Origin of the sequence: Lelliottia nimipressuralis (assembly GCF_004115925.1) — a bacterium.
GTDB classification, from domain to species: Bacteria; Pseudomonadota; Gammaproteobacteria; order Enterobacterales; family Enterobacteriaceae; genus Enterobacter; species Enterobacter nimipressuralis.
Genome location: NZ_SDDX01000021.1, coordinates 195,818 through 213,222, shown reverse-complemented (window position 1 = coordinate 213,222; position 17,405 = coordinate 195,818). Strand labels below are relative to the sequence as shown.

Annotated in this window: 15 protein-coding genes, 1 tRNA gene and 1 pseudogene; 8 read left to right on the top strand and 9 right to left on the bottom strand. The window is 51.2% G+C overall.

Annotated features, from left to right (window positions below):
- The first annotated feature begins 60 nt into the window (after positions 1-60).
- Positions 61-1,497 (top strand): magnesium transporter, encoded by a 1,437-nt coding sequence (gene mgtE / locus ETG88_RS18215; protein ID WP_129036035.1) that lies wholly within the window; start codon positions 61-63, stop codon positions 1,495-1,497.
- Here the strand turns inward: mgtE and ETG88_RS18210 are convergent.
- The gene (locus tag ETG88_RS18210) at positions 1,460-2,761 is read right to left on the bottom strand and encodes a SulP family inorganic anion transporter (protein WP_129036057.1); all 1,302 of its coding nucleotides are present in this window, start codon (positions 2,759-2,761) and stop codon (positions 1,460-1,462) included. The two genes, mgtE and ETG88_RS18210, sit on opposite strands and share 38 nt — an antisense overlap.
- Before the next feature lie 190 nt (positions 2,762-2,951).
- On the opposite strand from ETG88_RS18210, the gene mqo reads away from it, so the two are divergent.
- Entirely contained in the window at positions 2,952-4,607 is a 1,656-nt protein-coding gene (gene mqo / locus ETG88_RS18205) for a malate dehydrogenase (quinone) (RefSeq protein WP_129036034.1), read from the top strand.
- A gap of 48 nt (positions 4,608-4,655) precedes the next feature.
- Here the strand turns inward: mqo and eco are convergent, their stop codons facing one another.
- Positions 4,656-5,165: a serine protease inhibitor ecotin gene (gene eco / locus ETG88_RS18200; protein ID WP_100779488.1), complete on the bottom strand. Its 510-nt coding sequence runs from the start codon at positions 5,163-5,165 to the stop codon at positions 4,656-4,658.
- Between the two features lie 204 nt (positions 5,166-5,369).
- Here eco and ETG88_RS18195 point away from each other — a divergent pair, with 204 nt between their 5' ends.
- Positions 5,370-5,630, top strand: coding sequence for a DUF2534 family protein (locus tag ETG88_RS18195; protein ID WP_100779489.1), 261 nt, complete (start codon positions 5,370-5,372; stop codon positions 5,628-5,630).
- Positions 5,631-5,929: 299 nt separating this feature from the next.
- Here the strand turns inward: ETG88_RS18195 and ETG88_RS18190 are convergent, their stop codons facing one another.
- From ETG88_RS18190 to ETG88_RS18180, 3 genes are all read right to left on the bottom strand, one after another.
- Complete coding sequence (locus ETG88_RS18190) at positions 5,930-6,574, bottom strand: helix-turn-helix domain-containing protein (protein ID WP_129036033.1); 645 nt, start codon at positions 6,572-6,574, stop codon at positions 5,930-5,932.
- Between the two features lie 163 nt (positions 6,575-6,737).
- On the bottom strand, positions 6,738-6,977 hold the full coding sequence (locus ETG88_RS18185) for a DinI family protein (protein ID WP_100779492.1): 240 nt from the start codon (positions 6,975-6,977) through the stop codon (positions 6,738-6,740).
- Positions 6,978-7,101: 124 nt separating this feature from the next.
- Positions 7,102-7,178, bottom strand: a tRNA-Pro gene (locus ETG88_RS18180).
- Positions 7,179-8,035: 857 nt separating this feature from the next.
- Between ETG88_RS18180 and ETG88_RS18175 the strand changes: the two genes are divergently transcribed.
- The 3 genes and pseudogenes from ETG88_RS18175 (at position 8,036) to ETG88_RS18165 (ending at position 10,453) form a co-directional block, all read left to right on the top strand.
- On the top strand, positions 8,036-8,263 hold the full coding sequence (locus ETG88_RS18175) for a hypothetical protein (protein WP_129036032.1): 228 nt from the start codon (positions 8,036-8,038) through the stop codon (positions 8,261-8,263).
- 76 nt (positions 8,264-8,339) lie between these two features.
- The gene (locus ETG88_RS18170; RefSeq protein WP_129036031.1) at positions 8,340-9,344 is read left to right on the top strand and encodes a hypothetical protein; all 1,005 of its coding nucleotides are present in this window, start codon (positions 8,340-8,342) and stop codon (positions 9,342-9,344) included.
- A gap of 332 nt (positions 9,345-9,676) precedes the next feature.
- Positions 9,677-10,453, top strand: a pseudogene (locus ETG88_RS18165) (transposase).
- A 721-nt stretch (positions 10,454-11,174) separates the two neighbouring features.
- Here ETG88_RS18165 and yejM read toward each other — a convergent pair.
- A complete protein-coding gene (gene yejM, locus ETG88_RS18160; protein WP_100779493.1) occupies positions 11,175-12,935 on the bottom strand; it encodes an LPS biosynthesis-modulating metalloenzyme YejM in 1,761 nt (586 codons plus the stop codon).
- A gap of 19 nt (positions 12,936-12,954) precedes the next feature.
- On the bottom strand, positions 12,955-13,182 hold the full coding sequence (locus ETG88_RS18155; protein WP_100779494.1) for a YejL family protein: 228 nt from the start codon (positions 13,180-13,182) through the stop codon (positions 12,955-12,957).
- Positions 13,183-13,316: 134 nt separating this feature from the next.
- Between ETG88_RS18155 and yejK the strand changes: the two genes are divergently transcribed.
- Positions 13,317-14,324: a nucleoid-associated protein YejK gene (gene yejK, locus ETG88_RS18150; RefSeq protein ID WP_129036030.1), complete on the top strand. Its 1,008-nt coding sequence runs from the start codon at positions 13,317-13,319 to the stop codon at positions 14,322-14,324.
- 50 nt (positions 14,325-14,374) lie between these two features.
- On the opposite strand, the gene rplY is transcribed toward yejK, so the two are convergent.
- Positions 14,375-14,659, bottom strand: coding sequence for a 50S ribosomal protein L25 (rplY, locus tag ETG88_RS18145; RefSeq protein WP_100779496.1), 285 nt, complete (start codon positions 14,657-14,659; stop codon positions 14,375-14,377).
- A 124-nt stretch (positions 14,660-14,783) separates the two neighbouring features.
- Positions 14,784-16,544, bottom strand: coding sequence for a DNA repair helicase RadD (gene radD / locus ETG88_RS18140; protein ID WP_129036029.1), 1,761 nt, complete (start codon positions 16,542-16,544; stop codon positions 14,784-14,786).
- Positions 16,545-16,694: 150 nt separating this feature from the next.
- Between radD and rsuA the strand changes: the two genes are divergently transcribed.
- On the top strand, positions 16,695-17,402 hold the full coding sequence (rsuA, locus tag ETG88_RS18135; RefSeq protein ID WP_102104877.1) for a 16S rRNA pseudouridine(516) synthase RsuA: 708 nt from the start codon (positions 16,695-16,697) through the stop codon (positions 17,400-17,402).
- Positions 17,403-17,405: the final 3 nt, after the last annotated feature.

Genomic DNA, 17,405 nt, shown 5'->3' with positions numbered 1-17,405 from the left:
TATCATTTACATTCCCCCACGCTATGCTTGATATCACCTTATTTCATGGATTTATGATTGATGTCGTTGATAAACAAAAACAGCGCAAGGCTGCGCGATCAGGAGCGTGCCCGACTTATCTGGCTTCTGACCACTGATAAAGCGGTCACGTCGGCGTTACTCGGAAAATTAACCCTGGCTGAGCAATATGACGTCGGTACCTTGTCCGACGATATTGCTGAGGTAGGGGCGCTGGTTGCCCATCTGCCACCGCCGGACCTGGCGGATACCCTCGAGTCTCTCCCTTCAGAAGAGCGTCACGCCCTGTGGCGACTGGTGCAGGCTCATGAGCGTGGTCAGGTACTCCTGGAGGCCTCGGAGAACGTCTGGGACGATCTCATCGATGATATGAGCGACCGCGAACTGCTCGATGCCGTGCAGACGCTGGATATTGACGAGCAGATCTACCTGGTTCAACACCTGCCGCGTAACCTGACGGGCCGCCTGCTGGCGTCGCTGCCGGCGGAAGAGCGTGCTCGCGTACGGCAGGTAATGGACTTCGCCCAGGACAGCGTCGGCGCGATCATGGAGTTCGAAGTGATCATGGTGCGCCCGGACGTCACGCTGGCCACCGTGCAGCGCTATTTGCGCCGCAAAGGGAAAATGCCGGAAAACACCGATAAGCTGTTTGTCACGGCGCGCGACAAAACCCTGCTTGGCGAGCTGTCGCTGCAATCCATCCTGCTCAACGATGCACAGCGTCGGGTGAGTGAGGTCATGAATAACGAGCCAATGGTCTTCTCCCCGGAAGATGACGCTGAAAAGGCGGCGCGTACCTTCGAACGTGACAACCTGATCAGCGCCGCAGTTGTGGATTCCGTTGGCAAACTGATGGGCCGCGTGACGATCGATGAGATCGTTGACGTGGTGTATGAAGAGACCGACAACGATTTGCGCGCGTTAGGCGGTCTGAGCGCCGAAGATGACGTCCATGCCTCCGTCGGCAAAGCGGTCAAAACGCGCTGGGCGTGGCTGGCGATTAACCTCTGCACCGCTTTTATTGCCTCCCGGGTGATCGACGGCTTTGAACACACGATTTCGCAGCTGGTGGCGCTAGCCTCTCTGATGCCAATCGTGGCAGGTATTGGCGGTAATACCGGGAATCAAACCATCACCATGATCGTACGCGCCCTGGCGCTGGAGAAAATCCAGCCCGGCAACTTTACGTTCCTGATCTTCAGGGAAATGGGCGTGGCGCTGATTAACGGCCTGGTGTGGGGCGGGATTATGGGCGGCATTACCTGGTGGCTGTACGACGATATGGCGCTGGGTGGCGTGATGATGCTGGCGATGGTGCTCAACCTGCTGGTGGCATCGATGATGGGGGTGATCATTCCGCTGACGATGACCCGCTTCGGGCGCGACCCCGCGGTGGGGTCGAGCGTGATGATCACCGCCATTACCGATACCGGCGGCTTCTTTATTTTCCTTGGTCTGGCGACGATTTTCCTGCTGTAGCCGCGTGCTTGCGCTTCAGCCGGGCCGGGATTATCACCATCACGATGATCCCGCCCAGTACACCAATCGCCAGATTGCCGGTTGAGACGGTGGCCGCAACGGTCACCACCATGACCAGGGTTTCAGCAATCGGCGCGTCTTTCACGGTTCCCGGCTGAATGCTGTGCCAGTTGAAGGTCTTGAACGCCACAATCGCCATAATCCCGGCCAGCACCGCCATCGGAATCTGCGCCATGACTTCGCTCAAGCCGGTGACCAGAATCAGCAGAACCACACCCGCCGCCAGCGTCGATATGCGGCTGCGTCCTCTCCCCATCTCCACGTTAACGATGGTTTGCCCAATCATTGCGCAACCAGCGATACCGCCGTAAAAGCCGGACATCATATTCGCAACCCCCAGCCCGATGCTCTCCCGGCGTTTACTCGACGGCGTCAAGGTGAGTTCGTCCACCAGTTTTGCCGTCAGCAACGATTCCATCAGACCGACAAAGGCGATGCTGAGCGCACAGGGCCAGATAATGCTCAGGGTGTGCAGGTTCAGCGGCACCAGCAGCTGCGTCAGACCCGGCAGCCCGCCGCTCATGGAGCCTTCATCGCCGACGGTCGGCAGAATCTGCCCGCTGGTCACGGTAAAGAGGGTTAAAACGACAATGGCGATAAGCGGGGAGGGAACGCTTTTGATAACCCGAGGCGCCCACAGGACTATCAGCAGCGTCAGCACAAACATGCCGACGATGAGCGGGCTTTTGGTCCAGAAATGGGGCACCTGGGCAAAGAAAATCAAAATGCCGAGGGCATTCACAAACCCGGTCATCACCGACTGGGGAATAAAGCGCATCAGACGCGCCATGCCGAGCACGCCAAACAGGATCTGAATGAGACCGGCGAGGATCACGGCAGGCAAAATATACTGAACCCCGTGCAGATGCACCATTGGGCCGATCACCAGGGCGACGGAACCGGCAGCAGCGGTAACCATCGCCGGACGGCCGCCTAAAAAGGACATCGCCAGACAGAGCACCACCGAGGCGATGAGACTCACCTTCGGGTCCACTCCGGCGACCACGGAAAATGAGATCACTTCGGGGATAAGCGCCAGGGCGGTAATCACGCCGGCTAAGGTTTCGCGCATCAACATTTTAGGTGAGCGCAGTACGCTCGAGACGCGACCATCGTCAGGCGTCAGGGCAGAAGTGTGTGGTAATGACATAGCTATTCGCAGGTTAGGGCAGGCTTCCGTGCGCGCGATCACAAAGTGCAGCATAGTAGCCAGAAAAGCCGCGCGGTGCCAGCCAGCAATCCTGATACCCACACAATTATTCAAACATTTAATTTCACAATTACAATAATTTCTTAACCTTTAAACAATGTTTAAAAATTGTTAACGTTCCCCCGCAGCTTATTTCACCTGCAATTTCCACGTAAAAAGCACGACTACAAGTAAGGCATAAATGATGAAAAAAATGACTGCCATGCTCTTTTCTATGGCCGTAGGGCTGAGCGCCATCTCAATGGCGGCGAAAGCGGATACGCCTAAAGAGCAGGAAACGGACGTCCTTTTAATTGGCGGCGGCATTATGAGCGCCACGCTGGGCACCTATTTACAGGAATTACAGCCAGACTGGTCGATGACCATGGTTGAGCGCCTCGACGGCGTGGCGCAGGAGAGTTCGAACGGCTGGAACAACGCCGGTACGGGCCACTCGGCACTCATGGAACTGAACTATACGCCGCAGAAAAAGGACGGTTCCATTAGTATCGAGAAGGCGGTTGAGATCAACGAAGCCTTCCAGATCTCCCGCCAGTTCTGGTCGCATCAGGTAAACAGCGGTGTGATGCACGACCCGCACTCCTTTATCAATACCGTTCCGCACATGAGCTTTGTGTGGGGCGATGACAACGTTAACTTCCTGCGCGCGCGCTACGCCGCGTTGCAGCAGAGCAGCCTGTTCCGTGGCATGAAATATTCTGAAGATCATGCGCAGATTAAAGAGTGGGCGCCGCTGGTGATGGAAGGGCGTGACCCGAACCAGAAAGTGGCCGCGACCCGTACTGAAATCGGGACCGACGTAAACTACGGTGAAATCACCCGTCAGTTGGTGGGCGGATTGCAGAAGAAAGACAACTTCAAACTGCAGGTCAGCACCGAAGTGCGCGGCTTTAAGCGTAACGCGGATAACAGCTGGAGCGTGACCGTTGCCGATCTGAAAAACAATGAAGCCGAGCACGTGATCAAGGCGAAGTTCGTCTTTATCGGGGCCGGTGGCGCTGCGCTGAAACTGTTGCAGGAGTCCGGTATTCCGGAAGCCGACGACTACGCGGGCTTCCCGGTTGGCGGCCAGTTCCTGGTCTCTGATAACCCGGAAGTAGTGAACCGTCATCTGGCGAAAGTGTATGGTCAGGCCTCCGTTGGCGCTCCACCGATGTCTGTTCCGCATATCGATACCCGTATTCTGGACGGCAAACGCGTGGTGCTGTTTGGGCCGTTTGCGACCTTCTCCACGAAATTCCTGAAAAACGGCTCCCTGTGGGATCTGCTGAGTTCCACTACGACCTCGAACTTTATGCCGATGGTGGATGTGGGCCTGGATAACTTTGATCTGGTGAAATACCTGATTAGCCAGGTGATGCTCTCCGATGACGACCGTTTTGCTGCTCTGCAAGAGTACTACCCGCAGGCGAAGAAAGCCGACTGGCGTTTATGGCAGGCGGGTCAGCGCGTGCAGATCATCAAGCGCGATCCGAAAGAGGGCGGCGTTCTGCGTCTGGGGACGGAAGTGGTGAGCGACAAAGACGGGACCATTGCCGCGCTGCTGGGCGCATCGCCTGGAGCATCCACTGCGGCACCGATCATGCTGCATCTGATGGAAAAAGTGTTTAAAGATAAAGTCGCCAGCCCGGAATGGCAGGCGAAGCTGAAAAACATTATTCCGTCTTATGGCACCAAACTGAACGGTAACGTGGCAGCGACGGAACAAGAGCTGGAATACACCAGCGGTGTTCTGCAGCTCAAATACGAAAAACCGCAGGCAGCAGATGTGGCACCGCAGGCGCAACCGCAAGCAAAACCACAGCCGGAATCTAAACCGGTCGCGGATATCGCGCTGTAAATACTATGAAGGACAAAAAAGCCGGGTATCACTACCCGGCTTTTTTTTTTAACGCACGACTGCGTTTTCGACTTTCTCGTCGGCTTTCCAGACGCGGTATTTCACGTCGATATTCTCGGGCGTGTAAACCACAATCGGTAATTTGCTGTTGTAGCGCAGCAGGCTGTTATCGCCGAGATACGCCGTCACGAACTGCTGCGTTTTTTTCCCGTCCGGGCAGGCCATCATCGTGGAAACCGGCGACGTCACATTATCGAAGACGTAATAGTCGTAGCCCCAGCCTTCCAGGGTTTTGCTTTCCAGTTTGCCGCCAAGGCGATGACGATTGCAGTCCACTTCCAGGTTCTGTCCAATCAGCAGCTCTACTTTAAACGCAGACTCATCTTCCTGAGCCGGGAGCTGGATAACCTGACGCTTCATGCCTTTTTCCGCCTGCGGGTACGGCGCAATCTTTTCCAGAGGCTGCGCTTTCGGCGTTTCGCTTGCGAAGGCGCTGGTGCTCATGCAGGCAGCAGCCAGAAGGGCGATGGCAAATTTAGGTGTGTTTTTCACAGTCATTCCTTTTATGTCAAACAATCGATGCAAGATTAGCATAGTGCAGACGGCTGCCTGGTGGGATTTACCTATATTTTGATTTCACTCGGTTGATCACACTGCTTTTGTGGTTGTATGGCAGAGATAAATGCTGATATGGAATGAAAGGGGAGATCGTGTTAGGGTTAGCGTTAAATAATGTTATTCATCTGTAAAGGAAAGAGAGACATGGTCCGCGCAAAGCTTAAAACCCCCGAAGGCAGGAAGTTTTTACTGGCGCTGTTTGTGGTGTTTCTGATTGCCGCCGCAGGCGTCGGACGGGCAACAATCGTCGGTGTGATTGAGCAGTACAATATTCCGCTCTCACAGTGGACGACCAGTATGTACGTTCTGCAGTCGGCGATGATTTTTGTTTACAGCATGGTCTTCACCATTTTACTGGCGATTCCGCTGGGGATCTTTTTCCTCGGTGGCCCTGATAAGCATTGAATAATCGCCCATGATAAATAAGCCAACCTTCGGGTTGGTTTTTTTGAAAGCGAGAATGGCACAGCACGAAACTGCTCCGTCGAATTACGGCATTAAACGTTTGGCACGGCCACAGTAACCGTAATACCGCTTCTTCCCAATCCGAACATGGTACCGGAACCGGTGCGGACAATGCGCATGACCACGCCTTTGGCGGGCATGTGGGTGCGGGCGGTGGCTTCCATATGTAACGGGAATCAATGTAAATTAAAAGGCCATCGATTGATGGCCTTTTTAATGACAGAAAAAATAAATAAGGGCTAACGCGTGGTGTCGTTAATAAACGTTAATACACCTCGCTGAATGCCGATGATATTTTCACTTTTCATTTCAGCCAGAATACTCATTACGCCACTGCGGGATAGCCCTGTCTTTTCCATAATATATTTGCACGAGTTTGTTTTCAGCCGGTATTGCTCACTTTCGTTCATTAAGTCAACCAGACAGTCACGGATAATCTCCCGTGAGCGTAGCCCTATACTGTAATGACTTAAGGCAGAGTGCAGGCCCATAATATAGAGAAGATAGTTACTGTAATCTTCCCACATTTTCTGCTCTTTAATGATCGTCATGGCGGTTTTGTAAGGCAAAATCGCGACATTCACCGCGGTGACACTCATCAATCGAAACGCATTCCCCATATATTCTGGATGCGATATTCCGGCCACAAAGGGCGCTTTCAGCGTTCCTTTTAGCGTTCCGTTATCGATACGAGAAATATCCACCAGCCCTTCGAGGAGGATTAAGCACAGACGCTCACCCTGGCTATCAAGATGCAGGATACGGTGTGCGGAAAATTGTTTAAGCTGTGCGTGAGGAAGAAAGCGATGGATCAATCGGTCAATCTGCGCGTGCGGTTTAAAACGCGTCAGTGTGTGGATTGGCATGGCAGCTTTGGGATTCATGATGGTGCCCGGCGTTTTTAAGTAATTATCGCAGAAGCTGTGAAACGCGCAATCACATGCTCACACTGCGACATAAAACAACTATACGAATGGTGAGCATTGTTTAATGAACCCTGGAATGAATCGCCAGGGGTCATAGTCGTAAGAAAGAAGTGCAGGGGGGTTACTCAGAAACCATCCACATATCCGCTTCTTCAAACATCTCTTCCAGCATGCGGTTGAGTTTCTCGCGATCGCTTTTGCTGGCATCGCTGTTCAAACCGTTCGCCTGCATAGGTTTCACTTTCACCACTGCCTCCGGGAAGATCCGGTGCACGCGTTTTGTTAATTCATTCAGGATGATGTCACTGGCGCCCGGTAAACCTGCAACGTTGCGCTTGTCATAAACGAGTTCAACAAACATAACTGCCTCATGATAACTGTTTTTATATACAGCATCTTCGCGGTTACGCCCTTAAGAGTCAAGTAGTCCGGATGTTCAGGCATAAAAAAACCAACCGTAAAAGGTTGGTTTTTTTTTACTATTTTGGTCGGCACGGAGAGATTTGAACTCTCGACCCTCGCCACCCCATGACGATGCGCTACCAGGCTGCGCTACGTGCCGAAACTATTGATTAATACAGATTTCTAATCGTTTTTTCGTTGGGCTGGTAATATCTTAACGGGTGTGAAAAAAAATGGCAACTATCAGGATCTTAGCAAGTGGTAAATGGAATGCACAGGTATGCATTGCAGGGACTTCACCGCGTAGTAAGTCTTTCCTACGAAAGAGCAAGCTGAAAAGTGGGCGTGTGAACAAGAGCGGGAAATCAAGGGTAGTAGTTACAACTTGATAACAATCAAAGAGGAGTACATGAAGTGTGTAATGATCAGGAACGGAAAGAAAAGGGGAGGTTATGAGGCTACATATTTCAGAATTAACACCCTCTCTAAAATCCTGAATCAGCCATTGGACAAGATTACAAGGGATGATTCATTCTTCCTGACTGAAAATCGTTCACTAAGTACATTTCGTCCCTAAATTAATGTAGACATTTAAATATGATTTTTTTATTCTTATAGAGTAGACATGCAATATGTCTCCGCACCCTATAAAATTATGATCATTTACAGTGACTTAGAAATCTTCTTTGATTCCCATCATTCTTTTAACAGTGCAAATATGAAATTGTTTCACTATGTGACACAGATATAATCTGTTAATTTTCTGCGCGTAGAAACATTCTATATAACTATTTAATCAATAATTTAAAGAATAAATAAATTAATAGTTTGAAAGAAAAATGTTAAATTTAATTAAAGATTCTTGCTCTGGGATATGAGATATCTAATCATGATATCACCTAATCATTATCTATATGAATCTTAATAATTACGTGAGAGAGCATGAAGCAGTGTTTGCAAATGCTTCTATCAAAGGCTTGAGAAGGTGATATAAAAGCACAGATAACGCTAACCAGAATGGTTACTGCTTACTGTGATGATGTATGGATAGAGATTATTAAAACTGCTGCTATTTCCACTTTAGAGGCAGTGGCGTTAAACAAAGGGAATGAATTAATAGTTAATACTGAAAACTTATGGCTATTCCATTTTGTGCAGATTGTTAGAGATAATAGGTCACAAGAAGTACGGGCAAGATTAGCTAAACAACATATTGATATGATTATTAGCAGTGCCAAAGATTGAATTAATTATAGGTTGGGTGTTTAAGATTAGAGTTTTCCTTCTGGTGTAATATAATATTAATTAAATAGGTAATAAAATGAAATCTGTAAAAATCTTGGCTTTACTGGTATCTATGGCTGTTTCTGGTTCAGTGTTTGCTGATAGTTTTAATGATGCTACTCAAGCAGCTAGCGCCGCTCATGATGCAGTTAATCAAGCAATCTCTAATAGTGCTACTGCTGATGCTAACAGCAAAACTACCAATGCTGCTTATAATGATGTGACTAGTAGGGATGGTTCAGGCCGCTTTAATGCTGATGGTTCTTTCAGTCAATCTACGGTTGATGCAGCAGAGAAAGCTAGAGCAGAAGCTACTAACGCTCATGCAGCACAAACAAAAGCAGAAGCTGATTCAATGGCTGCTGATGCTGCTGTAAGTGGTTCAGCAATGAAAGCACAGGTTAATGACCAGCAAGCCGCACAAATTGCAGCAGATGCTGTTGTGACTGGAGCTGGTTTAACAAAGGCTAATGTTCAGCGTACAAGAGCACAGATCGTAGCAGGTGGTGTATCAGAAGTTAATGCACAGAAACAAGCAGAGCTAGCAGCTAAAGGTGCAGCACTCACTGTAGCTAATCAGCAACGTACACAGATGCAGATCGACGCTAAAGCAGCAGCAGAATCAATTGCTAACTATGGTATGAAGGGTAATCTAAATCTAACAGCACAGTATAGCCAGCCTACACAGCAGGTTAATTACAGTGGAACTAGTACCAGACCAGCAACGGGCTCTATCAATGTAGCTGCTTCTACTTTGTCTCCTTCTACAAAGGTAAGCGCTACAGTGAATGGTAAGACTGTATCTACTACAGCGGGTGAACTGGCAAAAGTAGCTCCACAAATACAGGTATCTATTCCACACGTTGACGCAATTATTAACAGTCCTGTTCATTCTTCAAATGGTCATGACAAGTCGAATAAAAGTTCTGAACATGGAACAGGTAACGGCGGTAACAATGCAGCCAATACTAACAGCGCACACGGCTTAGGTGGTGGTGAACACATTGGCGGTGGCCGTAGCGGCGGTGGTTTCCATTACTAATGGCTGGGATTATTGTTTTTGCTATTGAGCATTGGATCATTACAGGTTGGATTATTTTAATAATCTGTATATGTATCTCACAAGATCAGAGCATAATTGATTCTGCTGTTAAGAGTAAAACTAATACTTATGACTATTGTATCAATGTATTAGGCACTATCATTGTCTTGTGGGTTATCATTTCAGTAATCACATTTATTAAGTTTATTTGGTTCAACGTTTAACATAAGGGGCTTGATTGCCCCTTTTTTGTATCCTCCATTTGTTTCCTACCGTACCTAGAGCAAAACTGAATCGCCACGGGCTTAACAGACACCTCAGAGTCATTTAAAATGGCTAAAAGAGATGTGCCCCTAAGCGGTAAGCGTTATCCCGAGGGGTTTAACATTGTAGCTGTCAAACAAGTTGTTGATCGTAATCATTCTGTTTCCAGCGTGGCAACACGTCTCGATATCACCACCCACAGTCTTTACGCCTGGATAAAGGCGTATGGATCGGACTCTTCCAGCAACAAAGAACAGTCAGATGCTCAGGCTGAGATCCGCCGACTCCATAAGGAACTGAAGCGGGTTACTGACGAACGGGATATATAAAAAAAAGCCACAGTGTACTTCGCAAAGCTGTTCGATTGATTTACGCCGTTATCCGTGACAACAGTCATTACTGGCCTGTTCGTCTGCCCTGCTGGGTTCTGGATGTTCATCATCGTGGATTTTATGTCAGGCTTCAGCAGCCGCATTCACGACGGAATCATACTGCCTGAAGCTGGCGGGGCATATCCGGCAGTTCTGGCTGGAATCGGGCTGTGTTTGTGGCTATCGCAAGATCTATCTCGATCTGCGGGATACCGGGCAACAATGCGGTATAAACAAAGTCTGCCGGTTGTTGCAACGTGTGGGAATAAAGGCTCAAGTCGGATACCGAAGTCCACGGTCGAGAAAAGCTTTTTCCAGCTACTGAAACGCGAGCGGAAAAAGAAAAAGATTTAAGGAACGCGGGAAGAAGCCCGCAGCGATATTTTTGATAACATCGAAATGTTTTATAACCGTAGACGTCGGCATAGTTCGAGCAATCAGATGCCATCGACAGAATACGAAAACCAATATTAACAACGGCTCGGAAGTGTCTAGATTATCCGTGGCGATTCAGTCGATGGAGTGAAATATGAAACAGAGAGAAGATAAAGAAGTTATGCCGTCTGTATCTGGCACTAGTTAACAAAGCACAGAAGGAAAACGGATTGCCTACTGTGTTAACTGATACAAAAATAGGTTTTGAAAATCATCATATTCTCCTTGTTTTGTGGGGAAGTAACGATCTTAGGCATAATCTGGTTAGGTTCACGAACACGCAGCACAACATTGCACACCAGATACTTTCTAACCTGATGGAAAGCAGATTCAACATGCTTGTCTCTACTTCCCGTGGCTATGCCACTATGAAGGAACGACAAGGGAAAGGTTAAGGGAGTTAACCAGCACACCAGAAGCGCGGTAAAGGGCTAGACAAGTAGCACGGAAAACAAACAATAAGAACAGGGTTCAACCGTCGAAAACTAGTAATTCCCTACGTTCTGAGAGTTTGAAAGGGCGCGCGCCCTTGCCTCTTATTGCAACAAATCAGGCGGAAAAGTTTTGCTTAGGTGGCATTTTGAGAACTGCAAAAGCAGGGTGTGAATTCACAGTTACGAGAAGAAATTCCCTTGATCAATCAGGCTGTTATGGGGGCAGGGACCCCATAACGATACGCTACGTGCCGACGTATGAAAAAGATACTACCTGTTTGCATTCTGAATGCAAGAGTGTACCACGCTAACTGATTTAAAATTAATCAGTTAGCGATAAACCGTTTCTCGTCAGTGAGCACCTGTAGCAACAGGCTCAGCTGCGGTTTTTGGTCGTGAATCTTCTCACCCTGCAGGTTATACGTCTGGTAATTGCCGTTGCTGTTGAGCACCAGCGTCAGTGCTGGCGTAGTGACTGCCAGGGTGTTATTGCTCGCTGCCGTCACCCAGTTATGGCGACGCGTAGCGCTGAACAGATCCTGACCCTGAGAATACTCATTCGCCGGTGTGCTGACGTGCAGCAGACGTTGCATCAGCGTGGTCATCACATCTTTGTGATCTGTCAGCATATTGATGCGCTGCGCCGGTGTACCCGGCCAGTGTACGACCAGCGGAACGTGCAGGTTAGGGCGCGACCAGTTCATGTCCGTCGCTTCATCGCCCAGCGGCACGCCGTGGCCCGCAGTGATAATCACCACGGTATTGTCCAGCTTGCCGGATTCGCGCAGGGCGCTAATCACGCGCGCAATCTGATCGTCGACATTGCCGGCCGCGCGGCTGTAGCGGCGGACAAAGCCTTTTTGATTGCTGTCATCAAGGTTAGTGCCGTTGAAGGCCACCCATGAGAACCAGCGATTATCTTCTTGCGCGTAACGATTGAGCCAGTTTACCCACTGACCGGCAGTCTGTTCGTCAGTCTGATTTTGCGCAGGCGGCAGTGAGAAATCAGACAGCAGCGCCTGGCGATAGAGCGGACTACTGAAACCGTCAGAGGAGAACAGTCCCAGCTGGTAACCCTGTTGGTTCAGGGAGGTAATCAGCGCCGCAGGCGTTCGGGCGGAAAGCACGCCGTCCATATAGCCGGCGGAGATACCGTAGAACAGACCAAAAATACCGGCGTCGGTGTTATTTCCCGAGCTCATATGCTGGGTGAAGTTGATGTTCTGCTCGGCAAACTGTGCAAGCGCAGGCATCTGCTTCTCGTAACGGGAGTAGTTCAGACCGTCGACGGTAATAAGCAGAACGTTCTGGCCCTGACCCATATCGCGATAACGTAACTCGCTCAGCGGATACTGGACCGACACGGCTTCAGGATTACCTTGTTCCACCAGACGGCGCTGATATTCCTGCGCATCCAGCAGGCCGTGTTTCTCCAGGAAGCGGCGTGCCGTCATCGGATAGGAGAGCGGCAGGTTGGCGCGCTGCATAGTAATCGGGCGATAGAAGTTCGCATCCGCCCAGATGTACATAATATGGGAGCTGATAAACGCGACGAAAAACAGGGCCGCAACGGGCTGGGCATAGTGGCGACGGCGGGTGAGGCTTCGCAGTTTTTGCCAGCTCCAGGTGGCGAACAGCATCTCAATCAGCAGGATAATCGGCACGCTGATAAACATCAGCTGCCAGTCACGCGCGGTTTCGTTCTGGTCGGGATTGATCACCAGTTCCCAGACGATGGGATTGAGATGGAGGTGAAAACGGGTGAAAACTTCGCTGTCGATTAGCAGCAGGGTCATGCCGACAGTGGCGAGAATTGCGGATAAAAACCGCATCAGCCTCTGCGACATCACGATAAACGTCAGAGGGAACAGAATCAGCAGATAAGTGGCGAAGACCAAAAAGCTAAAGTGCCCGACAACGCTTATCCAGGAGTAAATGCGCCCGGTTAAGGTCGTTGGCCAGTCGGCCACTAACAGATAACGGCTGCCGAGTACCATGGCCAACAGAATGTTGAACAAGGCAAACCAGTGCCCCCAGCTAACCATCTGGGAGACTTTTTCACGGTAGCGCTGACGATTCGTCACCATAGACTGTCGTTCGTTTCCCTTAATGCGCCTGGTCGTCGCTGACGGATGACTGCAACGCGTGGGCGAATGATTTTGCGATCGCCTGACGTTGGGCCGGAGCAACGCTGGTATTGATAAGGTTGGTGACCATATTTCCCAGAACCATCAGGGAGAGATCGGTCGGCGTTTTATGTTTTTCAAGTACGTTGACCAGCTCACTGAGCAGTTGTTCAACGTGTTCATCACTATAGCGGGAATGTTGTGGCATAAATCGAAATCAGTTTGTTGATGAGAGGGCAACATATTACCGTAGCAACAGCTTTTTTTCCCCTTTTTTATCTTCTATTGCACACATGCGTGGGTGGTGGTTGAATACCGCCCGGTCTTAAAGGAGAGTTTATCATGAGTCTGGATATCAACCAGATTGCCTTGCACCAGCTTATCAAGCGTGATGAGCAAACCCTGGAGCTGGTGCTTCGCGATTCGTTACTGGAACCAACGCCTACCGTTACGGAAATGATGGCGGAGCTACACCGCGTCTACAGCGCTAAAAATAAAGCCTATGGCATGTTCAACGACGAGAGTGAGCTGGCCGAAAGCCTGCGTCTGCAACGCCAGGGCGAAGAGGATTTTCTGGCGTTTAGCCGCGCGGCAACCGGGCGTCTGCGTGACGAGCTGGCAAAATATCCGTTCGCTGACGGCGGTATCGTACTGTTTTGTCAGTACCGCTATCTCGCCGTGGAGTACCTGCTGGTCACGGTGCTCAGCAATCTGAGCAGCATGCGCGTCAACGAGCAGATGGATATCAGCTCCACACATTATCTGGATATCAACCACGCCGATATCGTGGCGCGAATCGATCTGACCGAATGGGAAACCAACCCGGAATCAACGCGATACCTGACGTTCCTGAAAGGGCGCGTGGGCCGCAAAGTCGCCGATTTCTTCATGGACTTCCTCGGTGCCAGCGAAGGTCTGAACGCGAAAGCGCAGAACAAAGGGCTGCTGCAGGCCGTGGATGATTTCACCGCAGAAGCGCACCTCGATAAATCCGAGCGTCAGAACGTCCGTCAGCAGGTTTACAGCTACTGCAACGAACAGCTGCAGGCGGGCGAAGAGATTGAACTGGAGTCGCTGTCGAAAGAGCTTTCTGGCGTCAGCGAGGTCAGCTTCCACGAGTTTACGGCGGATAAAGGCTACGAGCTGGAAGAGAGCTTCCCGGCGGATCGCAGCACCCTGCGTCAGCTCACCAAATTTGCCGGTAGCGGCGGCGGGTTAACGGTGAACTTCGATGCCATGCTGCTGGGCGAGCGCATTTTCTGGGACCCGGCGACGGACACCTTAACCATCAAAGGTACACCGCCGAACCTGCGCGACCAGCTGCAACGCCGTACGTCTGGCGGTAAATAGCAGCCATAAAAAAACCCCGCAATGCGGGGTTTTTCTCAACTTGTTGGCGATTAAGCGCGAACGAAGTCGACGTGAGACAGTTTTGGCTTGAACGGGTGACGCTGAACAGCCTGAACTTTCACTTTTTCTTCTTTGCCATCGATAACGATAGTCAGAACTTCGGTGTAGAAACCTTCTTTAGTCTGCTGGTTCCAGACTTTGTCCTGGTCCATCTCGATTGCTACTGGAGCAGCATCGCCACCATAGATGATAGCCGGGAATTTGTTAGCTGCGCGCAGGCGGCGGCTCGCACCCTTACCCTGCACAGAACGTACTTCTGCATTGATAGTAAACATTGATTTCTCTCTGTAAATAAGTCCTGCTACAGGCGACCCAGCAGCAGGTGAGTGTTCTGCCTCACGGATGTGAAGCGGGCGGCATTTTATACTCAAACGCCCGTCACATCAATAAAAAGTGCCCTTAACCGCGCAATTCATTGGCTCGACGGAAACGCCCTTCGTAATCGAAGAGCTTCTCGCGCACCTGCCAGAATTGGCCTTTTTTACGCGCGACGACAAAATCCGGGTGGCGCAACAATACCTGCTGATGGACGATGTCGGCGACCGTTATCCAGCGCAATGGCACGCCTGGCGTGCGGGTATGCGGGCGAATAAACAGCTGTTCAAAAGCCGTGCGCTGGGCGGGCGTATGCAGACGAAAACGCTCGCTGACGTCTGCGCCGTCCTCATCGTAATAAGTGATTTTCAGCCATTCGCCTTTCTCGTCGGCGCCGGGTTGTAGCGCCATGCCCGAGCAGCGTAGCACCAGCGCGTCTTTCAGCTTCAGCGCGGCTTTCAGCATGTCATCGGGATCGACCAGCACCGTGTCACATTCGCGACAGCGCCGCGCGGCAATATCATTTTCGGCGTTACACTGCGGGCAGTTTTTAAAGCGAAAACGGTAATCGCACTGCTCGCGATGGCCGGCATCATCCTCAAACCAGCCCTGACAGCGGCGGCCAAAATGCTCGATCAGGGTTCCGTCGGCAGTGGTTTTCCCCCAGAAGGTATTGGCGAAACCGCAGCCCGGACAGAACACCTGCACCGGGACGTTCCCGCTTTTGCCTTTTGGCGTACCCACTTCCGGTGAATAGAGATCGTGCGGGTTCCCGGCGTAATCGAGAATCAGACAGTCGGTCTTGCCGGGAGAAAGCCGCAGCCCACGGCCGACAATTTGCTGATACAGGCTGACGGATTCGGTCGGGCGCAAAATCGCAATCAGATCCACGTGCGGGGCGTCAAACCCGGTGGTCAGCACCGAGACATTCACCAGATAGCGGAACTGCTGTGCTTTAAAGGCGTCGATCAGCGTGTCACGCTCGGGTCCTGGCGTTTCACCGGTGATCAGCGCCGCGTCGTCGGACGGAAGCAGGCCGGTTATCTCTCTGGCGTGCTCGACGGTGGCCGCGAAAATCATCACCCCTTTGCGCGTCTGGGCGAACTCTTCGATCTGGCTGATGATATGCGGGGTGATGCGCTGCTGTTTTTTCAGCTCCAGGTTCATATCCGCTTCGCTAAACAGCCCGTTACTCTGGGCCTGCAAGCGGCTGAAATCATACTGCACGACCGGCATGTCCAGCCGCTCGGGTGGTGTCAGATAACCGTGCTTAATCATGTAGCGCAGGGGCAGCTCATAGATGCAATCGCGAAACAGGGCTTTTTCGTCGCCACGCACCATGCCGTGATAATGGAACTGATAGATCCAGCCTTTGCCGAGGCGGAAGGGCGTAGCGGTCAGCCCCAGCAGGCGAACCTGCGGGTTTACTGTTTTCAGATGATTAAGGATTTGCTGATACTGGCTCTCATCGTCATCGCTGATCCGATGACACTCGTCGACAATCAATAGCGAGAATTCACTGCGAAAATGCGCCAGGTTTCGTGCGACCGACTGCACGCTACCAAACACCACTTTGCCGTGGCTCTCTTTGCGTTTCAGCCCGGCGGCGAAGATATCGGCCTCAAGACCCAGAGCACAGTATTTGGCATGGTTTTGCGCTACCAGCTCTTTGACGTGGGCCAGCACCAGCACCCGGCCACGTGCCAGCCGTGCCAGTTCGGCAATTACCAGGCTTTTGCCCGCTCCGGTGGGCAGGACGATGGCGGCAGGTTCAGTGTGCTTGCGAAACCAGGCGAGGGTGGCGTCAACGGCTTCCTGCTGATAGGGGCGAAGTGTAAAAGTCATGAGCTCTCGATTTTGTTATCACGCACATAGTATGCCACGAAACTTTTTCCCTTGAGTGGCGCAACCAGACCGCTATACTGGACCGTTCTTGACTGCTTCTTTTTCGGACATGTTGTCCGACTTCCAGCACCATAAAGGCTATAAGATTTCATGCGACTTGATAAGTTTATCGCTCAGCAACTCGGCGTAAGCCGCGCTATTGCCGGGCGTGAAATTCGCGCCAGCCGCGTTACCGTGGATGGCGATATTGTGAAAGAGAGCGCTTTCAAACTCCAGCCAGAACATGAGGTGGAGTACGACGGCAACACGCTGACCCAGCAGAATGGCCCGCGCTATTTCATGCTCAACAAGCCGGAAGGGTACGTGTGCTCGACGGATGACCCGGATCACCCGACGGTGCTCTATTTCCTGGATGAACCTGTCGCGCACAAGCTGCATGCGGCGGGGCGTCTGGATATTGATACCACCGGTCTGGTGCTGATGACCGACGACGGCCAGTGGTCGCACCGCATTACGTCTCCGCGTCATCACTGCGAAAAGACCTATCTGGTTACGCTCGAATCACCGGTGTCTGACGATACCGCCGAGCAGTTTACCAAAGGCGTGCAGCTGCATAATGAAAAAGATCTGACCAAACCCGCGCAGCTGGACGTGATCACCCCGACCGAAGTGCGTCTGACCATCAGCGAAGGCCGTTACCATCAGGTGAAGCGTATGTTCGCCGCCGTCGGCAACCGTGTGGTTGGGCTGCACCGCGAACGCATTGGTGAAATCGCCCTCGATCCCGAGCTTGAACCCGGTGAATACCGCCCGTTGACGGAAGAAGAGATTGCCAGCGTTGGCATGCCTTCCCGCTAATTT